Here is a 12,350-nt window from a genome sequence, read left to right as displayed (position 1 = left end):
GAGTTCACCATTTTTAGTTTTATGAGCAAAATCAATAATAAATATTTCTACTGGAAAATTTTAAAGACTGTATTTTAATTTAATAAATCAACTTCTTTTTTGTTTATCCTATAAAATTATGTGATTGGTGCTGGATTGAAAATACAGAAGTCATTATGAAGTTTGTATTTCTCAGCCCAAGGTTGTTTTCTTCCACTTGCAACATCGATTATCATATTAAAAATATCTGTACCTATATCTTTAATAGTGGCATCCCCAGCAGCAATAGGCCCTGCACTTACATCTATTAGATCACTCCACATATCTTTCATATCATTTCTTGAACATACTTTGATAACAGGTGCAAGAGCCAGTCCATATGGAGTACCTCTTCCTGTCATAAATACTTGAAGCCCAATTCCAGAAGCCAGCTGACAAGGTCCGCATACAATATCACTTGCAGGAGTAGCAGCATATATCAATCCTTTTTTAGTAGGAGTTTCAGCAGGAGATAATACTTCAACTATTGGAGAGCTACCAGACTTTGCAATAGATCCCATAGCTTTTTCTACTATATTTGAAAGTCCCCCCTTCTTATTTCCAGGAGTAGGATTAGCACTTCTGTCCACTTGCCCATTCTCTAAATAATTATCATACCATTTCATTTCAGAAGCTAATTTTTTCATTACATCTTCATTGATACAACGTTCTGCAATCATATGTACTCCATCTCTAACCTCTGTCACCTCTGAAAACATGACAGTAGCTCCACCTTCAACCAGCATATCAGCAGCATATCCAGCACTAGGATTAGCAGTTACTCCAGAAAAGGCATCGCTTCCTCCACACTGCATTCCCACAAGAAGATCAGATAAAGGAAGAGTTTCTCTTTTTCTTGCATTTAAACGAGCCAGTTTTTTATCTGCCATATTCATAACAGCATCTATCATTGCAGTGAAGCCTTTAATTTCCTGAAGAGTGATTACATTTTCTGGAGAAATATTAGCTTCATCAATAAGCATTTCTACAGTTAATTTTTCACATCCTAAAGCTACTACCATAAGTTCACCGCCAAAATTTGGATGTTTAGCAAGATTACGCAGTGCACGTATAGGGATGACAGCTTCAGGGGCATTGATGGCAACTCCACATCCATAAGCATGGTTGATGGGAATTACATCATCTACATTAGGATATTTTGGTAAAAGCTCCTCTTTAATTTTTTTTACAGCTACATTTAATACGCCAGTTACACATTGTACTGTTGTACTTATCCCCAAAATATTTCTAGTACCAGCGTAGCCTCCATTTGGATTACGATACCCTTCGAAAGTTCTGACAGGTGCTTTAGGAAGAGAAGTTACAATATTAACTCCAAACTTCATTTCATCTAAAGCAGGGGGTGTAGGAAGTTTTAGCATATGCTCATTAATCCATGCTCCTTTTTTTATATCATTGATGGCATATCCCAATTCTACACCATAACGAATAATAGGAGAATCTTTTGCAATGTCGCATAGAGCTATTTTATGACCTTGTGGAATTTCCTCAGTTGTAAATATTCCCTTCATGATCTCTACACCAGCTGATATTTTATCAACTGCAATTGCTACATTGTCTTTTTCATTGACTTTAATGTATAAATTTTTTCCCATGAAAACAACTCCTTTCAAATAATTACTTGTATTCTTATTGATTTTAGTGTATAAAATAATTACAAATAAGTCAAATTCATTATAATTAGATTTCTCTTAATTTTTTTAAGAGTAATGGAGGGGAAATGGAATTAAAACAGTTAGAGTATATAGTAAAAATAGCAGAAGAGAGAAATGTAACAAAGGCAGCAGAAAAAATGTATATTACACAATCAGCATTGAACCAGCAGCTTTTAAAATTGGAGAAAGAGCTTGGAAGCCAGTTATTCTATCGTTCGAGAACTAATTGGAAACTTACAGAGATAGGGGAAATATATATAAAAAATGCAGAAAAGATATTGAACATAAAGAAGGAAACTTATGATCAAATAAATGATCTGCTGGAAAAACATAAGGGGAATTTAAGAATAGGGCTTACACCAGAAAGAGGAATATCGATGTTTGCTTCTGTATATCCTAAATTTTATGAGATGTTTCCAAATGTATCTGTAGAACCTGTAGAGATGAATGTAAAAATGCAGGAGAAAATGATAGAGAATGGGCAGATGGATATTGGATTTATGACTTTGTCAGAAGAACAAAGGACAGGAAATAATACATATATTCCTATCCTTGAAGAAAATATAATAATGGCTGTTCCATCTATTCATCCTTTAGCTAAATCAGTTAAAGAAAAAAATGTTCAGAGAACAGATTTAAAATTATTTAAAAATGACACTTTTGTTTTGCTGTCTAAAAATACAACAATGAGAGAAATAATAGATCCACTCTTTGAAAAAGCTGGGTTTGCTCCAAATATATTATTTGAGACAAAGAGCAGCAGAACATTATATCAAATGGCTTCAAGCCATTTAGCTTGTACATTTATTTCTGAAACATATGCAAAGAAAAATGACAAGATAACTTATTTTTCTCTTCCAGAATCTCCTTCATGGGAGTTATGCACAGTATATAGAAAGGGAGCCTATCTCAGCAAGGCAGCAAAAAGCTTTATAAAACTAGCTGAAGACTATTGGAAAAATAATACTAAATAGTTCTCTGAAGTTTAAAAGCCAGACTTAAAACAATAAAGTCTTTGAGCTGTCTGGGATCATAGCCACTTAGCTGTTTTATTTTATTGAGTTTATATTGGAGAGTATTCTTGTGCATGAAAAGATCTTCAGATGTGTGGAGAATACTTCCATTATTTTCTTCATAAGAATTCATTAAAGTAGAAAATTCCTCTACCTCTTTTGGAGTAAAGTTTTTTAAAATTTTATTTGTGAAATTATCAATATCTGATTTTTTTAAATTTAAAAATATAAATTCAAGATCCATTTTTTCATATTCAGAGACAGGTTTCTTTAAAGAAAACTTTATCATAAAGTTTAAAATTTCCTTTGCAGCCTTATATGAATCTTTTAAGGCATTGTATTCAAGTGCTTTTGTTCCTATTCCAAATCTAAAATCCAGCTTTGTTTTTTCTAAAAGTTTTTCTTGAAGCTGAAGTATTGTTTTAGATATATTTTCATCTTTATGGAAATGATACAGGATAATAATTTCATTTCTTGATATAGTATAAACATTGTTTTTATTGTATGAAAGAGAGTTTTTTAAGATATCATAAATTTTATCATTCATTAAGAAACTGCTGTTTTTATTAAGTTTTCCAACTATGACAGCATAAGGAAATGTAAAGTCTGCTGTAGGGAAAAAATCATAATCATATCCTAAAACAATACGCTCTATAAAAGTTCTGTTAATTTCTTTTGTTCTTATATCTGAATCTTTTATCCATGCTTCTTTTATAAGAATTTCAGTCATCATTCTTATAATTTCACCATATTTCTCTACTTCATTTTTATCTCCAGTTATTCCTATTACTCCTATAATTGCATTGTTAAAGTAAATAGGCATGTTGATTCCTTTTCTGCTTCCTTGAAACTCATCATCACTGCTGATAATAAGAGGAGCTTTTTCTTTTATACATTTTAGAGCAGCAGCATGAAAAGTACCAGTTCTGTTTGGGTCTGTACTGGCAATGATAATACCACTCTTATCTATATAATTCAAATCCTGATGTATTATCTCTTTCATTTTATTTAAAATATTGGTTGCCAGACTCACTGATATATTCATCTTTTCCCCCTCTCTAAGATCATGATTTTATTTAATTATACCATTAAAGTCTGGAATTTTAAAATGTTTTTTATTACATAGAACAAAAAAAATAAAAAAAAATTTAAAAATAATAGCTTGTGTAACATAGAAACTTAAAACAATAAGTGATATTATTAATATAATCAAAAATAAAACAAATTGTAAGGAGGAAGTTTAATGGGAGCAGTAAGCAGTACACAAATGCTTGTTGGACTAGCAATAGGAATAGGAATATTGATAGCACTATCATTAAAAACAAAAATTCACACATTTATAGCTTTAATAATAGCAACTATTGTAACAGGGTTAATTGGAGGAATGGAAGTTACAGTAGTCATGAAAAGTATAACAACAGGTTTTGGAAACACATTGGGAAGTACAGGGATAATTATTGGTCTTGGAGTTATGATGGGGATAATTCTGGAAAAATCAGGAGCAGCAGAGCAAATGGCGTTCACTGTAATCAAGCTGATTGGAAAGAATAAAGAGGAATGGGCATTGGGACTTACAGGTTATATAGTATCTATACCAGTTTTCTCAGATTCAGCATTAGTTATTTTAACACCAATAGCAAAAGCTTTATCTAAACTTAGTGGGAAATCAGTAGTTGGACTAGGACTTGCACTTGCAACTGGATTACAGCTGACACATGTATTTGTTCCACCTACACCTGGACCTTTAACAGTAGCAGGTATCTTGGGAATAGATGTTGGAGTTATGATAATGGCAGGTATTCTATGTACAATACCAGTTTATATAGTTTCTATGCTTTATTGTAAATGGTTGGGAACAAAAATTTATCAAGTACCATCAGATGATCCAGCTTGTGGTGAAAATGAATTTACAAGAATGGATTTCAAAAAAGAGTATTTAAAATCAATAGAAAATATTGAAGAACTTCATAAAGCTAGAAATTTACCATCAGTTGGTTTATCTTTTGCACCAGTTATAGTTCCTTTAATCTTGATATTTATAAATACAATAACTAAATTTATTGGTTTAAAAGGAAGCTACATGACAGCAGTAGAATTATTTGGAAGCCCTATAACAGCTCTGATAATAGGAACATTAATCTCTATTTATGGGCTTGGAGCTAAAATGACTAAAAAAGAAGTTCATGATGCTATGAATGAAGCTATTCAATCTACAGGAATGATCATGCTTATAACAGGAGCAGGAGGAGCTTTAGGATTTGTAGTGAGAGAGTCAGGAATAGGAAATGCTTTAGGAAATGCAGTAATATACATAGGTATTCCTGGATTACTGATTCCATTCATAATAGCAGCTTTGATGAGAATAGCATTGGGATCAGCAACAGTAGCACTTACTACAGCAGCTACTTTGACAGCTCCGCTATTATCACAATTAGGAATCAGTCCTGTACTTGCAGCAATGTCTACATGTGCTGGGGGAGTTGCATTCAGTTACTTTAATGACAGTGGATTCTGGGTATTTAACGGATTGTATGGTTTGGAAGATATCAAAGATCAGTTCTGGGCTAAGACAATGATTTCATTTGTTGGATCTGGAGCAGCACTGGCAGTAGTCCTTATAGCAAGTATATTTATAAAATAATCAGAAGACAGATGTTTTATATAACAATTAATAAGCTGGAAATTTAGCACATATAACATTGTTTACCAGTGAAAATAATTCTAAAATATATTATAGAGAATAAGTAAGAATAACATTAAAAATATAAAAATGGAGGTAAAAAATGAAAGTAGGATTTATCGGATTAGGTATCATGGGAAGACCAATGTGTAAAAATGTATTAAAAGCGGGATATGATGTAGTAGCATTTGATATGAATAAAGCAGCTCTGGATGATGTAGCAGCAGCAGGAGCAAAAGCAGCTGGATCAGCTAAAGAGGTTGGAGCAAACTGTGATGTATTGATAACAATGCTTCCAAATTCTCCTCATGTAAAAGCAGTTCTTTTTAATGAAAATGGAGCAGCTGAAGGGTTAAAAGCAGGAACTACTGTTATAGACATGAGTTCTATCAATCCAGTAGAAAGCCAAAGTATAGCAGCAAAATTAGCTGAAACAGGAGTAGAACTTTTAGATGCACCAGTTTCAGGAGGAGAGCCAAAAGCAATAGATGGAACTATATCTGTTATGGTTGGAGGAAAAGAAGAGATATTTAATAAATACTATGATCTTATGAAAACTATGGCAGGATCAGTAGTAAGAGTAGGAAATGTAGGAGCAGGAAATACTACAAAATTAGCAAACCAAATGATAGTTGCTCTTAATATTGCAGCATTAAGTGAAGCTTTTGTTCTTTGTGAAAAAGCAGGGGTAGATCCTCAGTTAGTATTTGACGCAATAAAAGGAGGACTTGCAGGAAGTACTGTAATGAATGCAAAAGCTCCTATGATGATATCAAGAAACTTTGAGCCAGGATTTAGAATTGAATTACATATAAAAGATCTTCAAAATGCACTTGATACATCTCATTCAATAAATGCATCTCTGCCATTAACTGCTCAAGTAATGGAAATAATGCAGGCTTTAAAAATAGATGGAAGAGAAAAGAAAGATCATGCAGCAATCTTGAATTACTATGAAAAAATAAACAATGTAACAGTTGGAGAAAAAAAATAATAAAAGGGAGAGAGTACATATGATACCTAAAATTGTAGAAATGAATGTAATTCCAGTAGCTGGATATGACAGCATGCTGCTTAATCTAAGTGGAGCTCATGGGCCTTACTTCACAAGAAATGTAGTTATTTTAAAAGCAGACAATGGAGCTATCGGAGTGGGAGAAGTTCCAGGTGGGGAAAAAATAAGAAAAACTTTGGAAGATGCAAAAGAATTAGTAGTAGGAAAAAGTATTGGAGAATATAAAAATATAATAAAAAATATTTATGATACATTTAAAGACAGAGATTCTTCTGGAAGAGGAAATCAAACATTTGACCTTAGAACTACTGTTCATGTAATGACAGCAGTTGAAGCTCCTCTATTGGACCTTTTAGGAAAATTCTTAAATGTGCCAGTAGCAGCATTATTAGGAGAAGGACAGCAAAGAGAAAAAGTAAAAGTATTAGGATATCTATTCTACATAGGAGATAAAGATAAAACTGATCTTCCTTATTTAGATAATGATGATAATTCAGATGACTGGGGAAAAGTTAGAAGAAAAGAAGCAATGACACCAGAAGCTGTTGTTGAGTTAGCAAAAGCAGCTCACAAGAGATATGGATTTGAAGACTTTAAATTAAAAGGAGGAGTGCTGAAGGGAGCAGAGGAAATTAAAGCTATAAAAGCTCTTCATGAAGCATTTCCAGAAGCAAGGATAACACTTGATCCAAATGGAGCTTGGTCTCTAAAGGAAGCAATATCTTTATGTAAAGATATGCATGGAATACTTGCTTATGCTGAAGATCCATGTGGTGCAGAAAATGGATTCTCTGGAAGGGAAGTTATGGCTGAATTCAGAAAGGCAACAGGTCTTCCTACAGCAACAAATATGATAGCTACTGACTGGAGACAAATGCAGCATTCAATAGCTCTGAACAGTGTTTCTATTCCTCTTGCAGATCCTCATTTCTGGACTATGGAAGGATCTGTAAGAGTTGCACAAATGTGTAATGAATTTGGATTGACTTGGGGATCACACTCAAACAATCACTTTGACATCTCTCTTGCAATGTTCAGTCATGTTGCAGCAGCAGCTCCTGGAAATATTACAGCTATCGATACTCACTGGATATGGCAGGATGGACAAGATTTAACTAAAAACGCTCATAAAATAGTTGGTGGAGAAATAACAGTCCCTAAAGATGTTCCAGGTCTTGGAATTGAAATAGATATGGATAAAATTATGGCAGCTCATAAATTATATGTAGAGAAAAATTTAGGAGCAAGAGATGACTCTGTGGCTATGCAGTATTTAATAAAAGACTGGAAATTTGATAATAAAAGACCTTGTTTAGACAGGGATTAGGGGGAAATACAATATGGATTTAAATTTATTAAAAGGGATATATGTTCCAATTCTTACTCCAATGGATGAGAATGAGAATGTAGATATAGAAAAATTAAAAAAGCAGATAAATTTTGTAATAGATGGAGGAGTCAGTGGAATACTGGCTCATGGAAGCAATAGTGAATTCTATATGTTTGATGATGAAGACTATGAACTTATTACAAAGACTATAGTTGAAGAAGTAAATGGAAGAGTTCCAGTAATAATGGGGATAGGAGCTATAAGAACATCTAAATGTATAAAATTGGCTCAAATGGGAAAAAGAATAGGTGTAGATGGAGTTGCTCTTTTACAGCCTATGTTTTTAAAACCTACAGAGGAAGAACTATTTCTTCATTATAAAACAGTAGCAGAATCTATTGAAGAACTTCCGCTTTTGATATATAATAATCCTAGAATAGGATATACACTGTCTGCTGACTTAGTAGAAAGACTGGCAAGAAATGTAAAAAATATTGTTGGGATAAAAGATTCAAGTGGAGATATAAATCAATTACTTGAATTTATAAGAAGAACAAGAGATATAGAATTTAAAATATTTGGTGGAAAAGATACTCTATTATTCTCTTCACTTACAGTTGGAGCAGTGGGAGGGGTATGTACTGCGGCTAATATATTCCCTGAACTTGTAGCATCTATATACAATAAATATAGAGAAGGAGATCTTAAAGAATCTTTAGAACTTCAATTCAAGCTTAATCCTGTTAGATTGTCTATGGACAAGGCAAGTTTCCCTGTAGCTACAAAAGATATGGCAAATATCAATAAGATGAATGTAGGGGAACCTATAAAACCAAGCCTTCCATCTAGTAAAACTGTTGTAGATTTTATGGCAGGAAAGATGGCAGAAGCTGGTCAAATAAAGAGGTAACTTATGAAAGAGATAAAAGTCATTATAGCAGTTGATTCTTTTAAGGGAAGTGCATCTTCGAGAGAAGTTGCAGAAAGTATTGAAAAGGGTATAAAGAAATTCGACAGAAATAATATTGTTACAAAAAAAGTTTCTATTGCAGATGGCGGAGAAGGAACAGTAGAAGCCATCGTTGAAGCTGTCAATGGAGAATACAAATTTTTAGAAGTACCTGGACCTTTTGGAGATAAAGTCAAAGCAAGGTTTGGAGTGATACGAGGAAATGCTGCTGTTCTTGAAATGGCTGAATCTTCTGGATTGAATCTGGTAAAACGTGAAAATCTTAATCCATACAAGGCAAATACATATGGAGTAGGGGAGATGCTTAAAGCTATATTAGATATGGGAATAAGAGATATCTATATAGGTTTGGGAGGGAGTGCAACTAATGATGGTGGAGCAGGAATGCTTACATCATTAGGGGTGAAATTCTATAATTCAATTGGGGAAAGAATAGGATATACACCTGAAGAATTAAAAAATGTGGCTAAAGTAGATATTTCTGGATTAGATCCAAGAATATCTGAGGCTCACATAACAGTTTTATCAGATGTACGTAATTGTTTGTGTGGAGAAAATGGAGCTTCGTATATTTACGGACCTCAAAAAGGTGCAAAACCTGAAGATGTAAAAATTCTTGATAAAATTCTTGAAAATTATGGAAATATTATAGATAATATAGTAGGAAAGTCATTCTCTAAAGAACCTGGAAGCGGTGCTGCTGGAGGTCTTGGATATGCATTGCTAAGCATATGCGGGGCAGAATTTAAAGAAGGCATCGTTAAAATAATGGAACTTATAGAGCTTGAAAATCTGATAAAAGATGCAGATCTTGTGATTACTGGAGAAGGAAGAATCGATAACCAATCTGTCAATGGGAAAGCCCCAGTAGGTATCGCTAAGACTGCTAAAAAATATGATATTCCTGTTATAGCAATAGTAGGAAGCTCTGCCAGAAATCTTGATGATATCTATGCAAATGGAATAGATTTGGTAATGGATATAATCAATGAACCAATGAATCTGGAGAGAGCTATTCATGATGTAAAAGAGTTGTTGGAATTTGCAGGAGAAAAGGCTATGAGAGCATTTTTCCTAAGAGGAGATCATTAAATAAAAATAGGAGTGACTAAAAGGTATTTTACTTACAAGTCACTCTATTTTTATTATTCAAAAATAATTTAGGAGGGAGAAAATGAGAAAAAAGATAATGCTGCCAGATGGAATAATAACTGGAAATCTGGGGATAGGAACTTGGTATATGGGAGACTCATCATCAGCTCGTAAAGAAGAGATAGAATGCATAAGATATGCTATTGATAATGGAGTAAATTTGATAGATACAGCTGAAATGTATGGGAATGGGAACAGTGAATATCTGGTAGGAGAAGCTATAAAGGGGTATGACAGGGATTCTTTGTTTATTGTATCAAAAGTTCTTCCGAGCAATGCAGGGAGAAACAGGATATTTCAGTCATGTGAGAATACTCTTAAAAGATTGGGAACAGACTATTTAGATATGTATCTACTTCATTGGAGAGGAATAGTTCCCCTTGATGAAACTATTGAGTGCATGGAGGAATTAAAAGCTTCAGGGAAAATAAAACGTTGGGGAGTATCAAATATGGATATAGATGATATGTTTGAAATAACTCATGCAGCAAAAGGGGATCAATGTCAAGTAAATCAGGTGCTGTACCACTTAGGTTCTCGTGGTATAGAATATTCTTTAAAACCTTTTACTGATTCCAGAAATATTCCAACAATGGCATATTGTCCTCTGGCACAGGGAGGGAGACTAAAAGATAAACTTTTAAGATCAAAATCTGTTGCAAAAATAAGTGAGAAATATGGAATATCTCCGATTCAGGTACTTCTCTGCTTCACATTAAGTCAGGAAAATATGATATCGATACCTAAAGCATCAAAATTAAAACATATGAAAGAAAATATTCAATGCTTGGATATAAAATTAGATGAAGAGGATATGAAGCTTTTAAATAGTGAATTTCCTGCTCCTAACAGAAAAATTCCATTGGATATAGAATAAATAAAAAACCCCTCAGTTAGGGCTGAGGGATTTTTTATATGATAGCAAAATTAGAATAGGCGTATCAGTAATTATATTATAACCTATTTTGTCAAATTTTGCGCTTTAAAATCTTCAAATCTTTCAGGAAAATATTTTTCTACAAGGTCAGAATATTCTTTAGTAGTCTTTAATTCAACTATAGCGTCGCTGAATTTTTCTGCAAGTTCTTTATCAGATTTTCTAAATGCTATAGAAGCACCTGGTTTAGGATCAATAATAGAATCTATTTTTTTAATTCTGTCCATAGTGTTAAGATATTCTTTTCCAGAGTTGTCTGCAATAATTACACAGTCAACCTTTCCATTTTGAAGGTCCATTAAAGCATTAGTGAAAGTATTATATAATTTAGGAACACTTCCATTATTTATAGCAAATTGCTCCTGCATACTTCCCATTTGAACTCCAGCAGTTTTTCCTTTTAAATCCTCTTTTGTTTTAAAAGTACTGTTTTCATTAACTATAACATAGTGTTCAGAAGTAAAGAAAATATATGGTATAGAGAAAGATACAGCTTTTTGTCTTTCAGGAGTTTGAGACATACCAGCAATAACAGCATCTATTTTTTTCATTTGAAGGGCAGGAAGCAGTCCATCAAAAGACATGTTTACCCATTCTATTTCATAACCTAATTTTTTTCCAAGTTCATCCATTACTCCAATATCAAATCCAACCATTTTACCATCTTCAAGATATTCATAAGGTTTAAATTCAGCGTTAGTCCCCACATAAAGTTTTTTAGCTGCAAAAGAAAGTGTTGATAAAAGCAGTGTAAATATAAGTACAAGTTTTTTCATTTTTTATCCCCCTATTTTTTAAATGTTTCTTTAAATTCTTCAGCTCTTTCAGGAAAATACTTTTCTAATAATTGAAGGTAAGTTCCATCATCTCTTAATTTTAAAATAGCTTCATTTACAGCTTTTACAAGGTCAGTTTCACCTTTTCTAAAAGCTATAGAAGCTCCAGGCTGACTGTCTATAACAATGTCAACTTTTTTAAGACCTTTCATATTTTCAAGATAAGCATTCCCAGATACATCTGCAATGATGACAGCAGAGATTTTATCCTGTTGAAGATCCATTAAAGCTCCAGTCCATGCATTATATATTTGAGGTATTCCATCTAATGCAATAGTAAATTCTTCCTGAATAGTTCCAATCTGAACTCCTACTTTTTTATCTTTTAACTCCTCTTTTTTGACAATAGGACTATTTTCATTAACTATAACATAGTGCTCAGATTTTGTGAACATATATGGCATTGAAAAATCAACAGCTTTTTGTCTTTCAGGAGTTTGAGACATACCAGCGATAACAGCATCTACTTTTTTCATTTGAAGGGCAGGAAGCAGTCCGTCAAATCCCATATTTACCCAATGAACTTCATATCCAATTTCTTTTCCAATAGCATCCATAAAGTCAATATCGAATCCAGTTATTTTATCTCCTTCAAGATATTCGTAAGGCTTAAATTCAGCATTAGTTCCCACATAAAGTTTTTTAGCTGCAAAAGAAAGTGTTGATAAAATCATCATAAATAATATAATAAGTTTTTTCATAAATTTTCCTCCCAAGATTTTA

The 12,350-nt window shown here is 33.0% G+C and carries 11 protein-coding genes; 7 read left to right on the top strand and 4 right to left on the bottom strand.

Features of this window, described 5'->3' with window-relative positions:
- Positions 1-116: 116 nt before the first annotated feature.
- Positions 117-1,634: a galactarate dehydratase gene (garD, locus tag C4N20_RS03555; RefSeq protein ID WP_005980809.1), complete on the bottom strand. Its 1,518-nt coding sequence runs from the start codon at positions 1,632-1,634 to the stop codon at positions 117-119.
- Between the two features lie 125 nt (positions 1,635-1,759).
- Between garD and C4N20_RS03550 the strand changes: the two genes are divergently transcribed.
- Entirely contained in the window at positions 1,760-2,668 is a 909-nt protein-coding gene (locus tag C4N20_RS03550) for a LysR family transcriptional regulator (protein WP_005980811.1), read from the top strand.
- Here C4N20_RS03550 and C4N20_RS03545 read toward each other — a convergent pair.
- Positions 2,661-3,752: a CdaR family transcriptional regulator gene (locus C4N20_RS03545; protein ID WP_005980812.1), complete on the bottom strand. Its 1,092-nt coding sequence runs from the start codon at positions 3,750-3,752 to the stop codon at positions 2,661-2,663. The two genes, C4N20_RS03550 and C4N20_RS03545, sit on opposite strands and share 8 nt — an antisense overlap.
- 198 nt (positions 3,753-3,950) lie before the next feature.
- Between C4N20_RS03545 and C4N20_RS03540 the strand changes: the two genes are divergently transcribed.
- The 6 genes from C4N20_RS03540 (at position 3,951) to C4N20_RS03515 (ending at position 10,731) form a co-directional block, all read left to right on the top strand.
- Positions 3,951-5,348 carry a GntP family permease gene (locus C4N20_RS03540; RefSeq protein WP_005980814.1) on the top strand — a complete coding sequence of 466 codons (1,398 nt, stop codon included), beginning with the start codon at positions 3,951-3,953 and terminating at the stop codon, positions 5,346-5,348.
- 142 nt (positions 5,349-5,490) lie between these two features.
- Entirely contained in the window at positions 5,491-6,381 is an 891-nt protein-coding gene (gene garR / locus C4N20_RS03535; protein ID WP_106878552.1) for a 2-hydroxy-3-oxopropionate reductase, read from the top strand.
- Between the two features lie 19 nt (positions 6,382-6,400).
- Positions 6,401-7,729: an enolase C-terminal domain-like protein gene (locus C4N20_RS03530; protein WP_040490891.1), complete on the top strand. Its 1,329-nt coding sequence runs from the start codon at positions 6,401-6,403 to the stop codon at positions 7,727-7,729.
- Positions 7,730-7,742: 13 nt separating this feature from the next.
- Positions 7,743-8,642 carry a dihydrodipicolinate synthase family protein gene (locus C4N20_RS03525; protein ID WP_005980818.1) on the top strand — a complete coding sequence of 300 codons (900 nt, stop codon included), beginning with the start codon at positions 7,743-7,745 and terminating at the stop codon, positions 8,640-8,642.
- 3 nt (positions 8,643-8,645) lie between these two features.
- The gene (locus tag C4N20_RS03520; RefSeq protein ID WP_005980820.1) at positions 8,646-9,794 is read left to right on the top strand and encodes a glycerate kinase; all 1,149 of its coding nucleotides are present in this window, start codon (positions 8,646-8,648) and stop codon (positions 9,792-9,794) included.
- Positions 9,795-9,876: 82 nt separating this feature from the next.
- Entirely contained in the window at positions 9,877-10,731 is an 855-nt protein-coding gene (locus C4N20_RS03515) for an aldo/keto reductase (RefSeq protein ID WP_005980821.1), read from the top strand.
- A gap of 83 nt (positions 10,732-10,814) precedes the next feature.
- On the opposite strand, the gene C4N20_RS03510 is transcribed toward C4N20_RS03515, so the two are convergent.
- Together C4N20_RS03510 and C4N20_RS03505 are read right to left on the bottom strand one after the other, a co-directional pair.
- Positions 10,815-11,567, bottom strand: coding sequence for a basic amino acid ABC transporter substrate-binding protein (locus C4N20_RS03510; RefSeq protein ID WP_005980822.1), 753 nt, complete (start codon positions 11,565-11,567; stop codon positions 10,815-10,817).
- An 11-nt stretch (positions 11,568-11,578) separates the two neighbouring features.
- Positions 11,579-12,328, bottom strand: a complete 750-nt coding sequence (locus tag C4N20_RS03505; protein ID WP_005980823.1) for a transporter substrate-binding domain-containing protein — start codon at positions 12,326-12,328, stop codon at positions 11,579-11,581.
- Positions 12,329-12,350 lie beyond the last annotated feature (22 nt).

The sequence above is a fragment of the Fusobacterium ulcerans genome (genome assembly GCF_003019675.1).
GTDB classification, from domain to species: domain Bacteria; phylum Fusobacteriota; class Fusobacteriia; order Fusobacteriales; family Fusobacteriaceae; genus Fusobacterium_A; species Fusobacterium_A ulcerans.
This window is presented reverse-complemented; position numbering and strand designations above follow the sequence as displayed.

What these genes read in the sequence shown, in the direction of transcription:
- garD (WP_005980809.1), bottom strand. Translation starts at nt 1,634, where the DNA reads ATGGGAAAAAATTTATACATTAAAGTCAATGAAAAAGACAATGTAGCA.
- C4N20_RS03550 (WP_005980811.1), top strand. Translation starts at nt 1,760, where the DNA reads ATGGAATTAAAACAGTTAGAGTATATAGTAAAAATAGCAGAAGAGAGA.
- C4N20_RS03545 (WP_005980812.1), bottom strand. Translation starts at nt 3,752, where the DNA reads ATGAATATATCAGTGAGTCTGGCAACCAATATTTTAAATAAAATGAAA.
- C4N20_RS03540 (WP_005980814.1), top strand. Translation starts at nt 3,951, where the DNA reads ATGGGAGCAGTAAGCAGTACACAAATGCTTGTTGGACTAGCAATAGGA.
- garR (WP_106878552.1), top strand. Translation starts at nt 5,491, where the DNA reads ATGAAAGTAGGATTTATCGGATTAGGTATCATGGGAAGACCAATGTGT.
- C4N20_RS03530 (WP_040490891.1), top strand. Translation starts at nt 6,401, where the DNA reads ATGATACCTAAAATTGTAGAAATGAATGTAATTCCAGTAGCTGGATAT.
- C4N20_RS03525 (WP_005980818.1), top strand. Translation starts at nt 7,743, where the DNA reads ATGGATTTAAATTTATTAAAAGGGATATATGTTCCAATTCTTACTCCA.
- C4N20_RS03520 (WP_005980820.1), top strand. Translation starts at nt 8,646, where the DNA reads ATGAAAGAGATAAAAGTCATTATAGCAGTTGATTCTTTTAAGGGAAGT.
- C4N20_RS03515 (WP_005980821.1), top strand. Translation starts at nt 9,877, where the DNA reads ATGAGAAAAAAGATAATGCTGCCAGATGGAATAATAACTGGAAATCTG.
- C4N20_RS03510 (WP_005980822.1), bottom strand. Translation starts at nt 11,567, where the DNA reads ATGAAAAAACTTGTACTTATATTTACACTGCTTTTATCAACACTTTCT.
- C4N20_RS03505 (WP_005980823.1), bottom strand. Translation starts at nt 12,328, where the DNA reads ATGAAAAAACTTATTATATTATTTATGATGATTTTATCAACACTTTCT.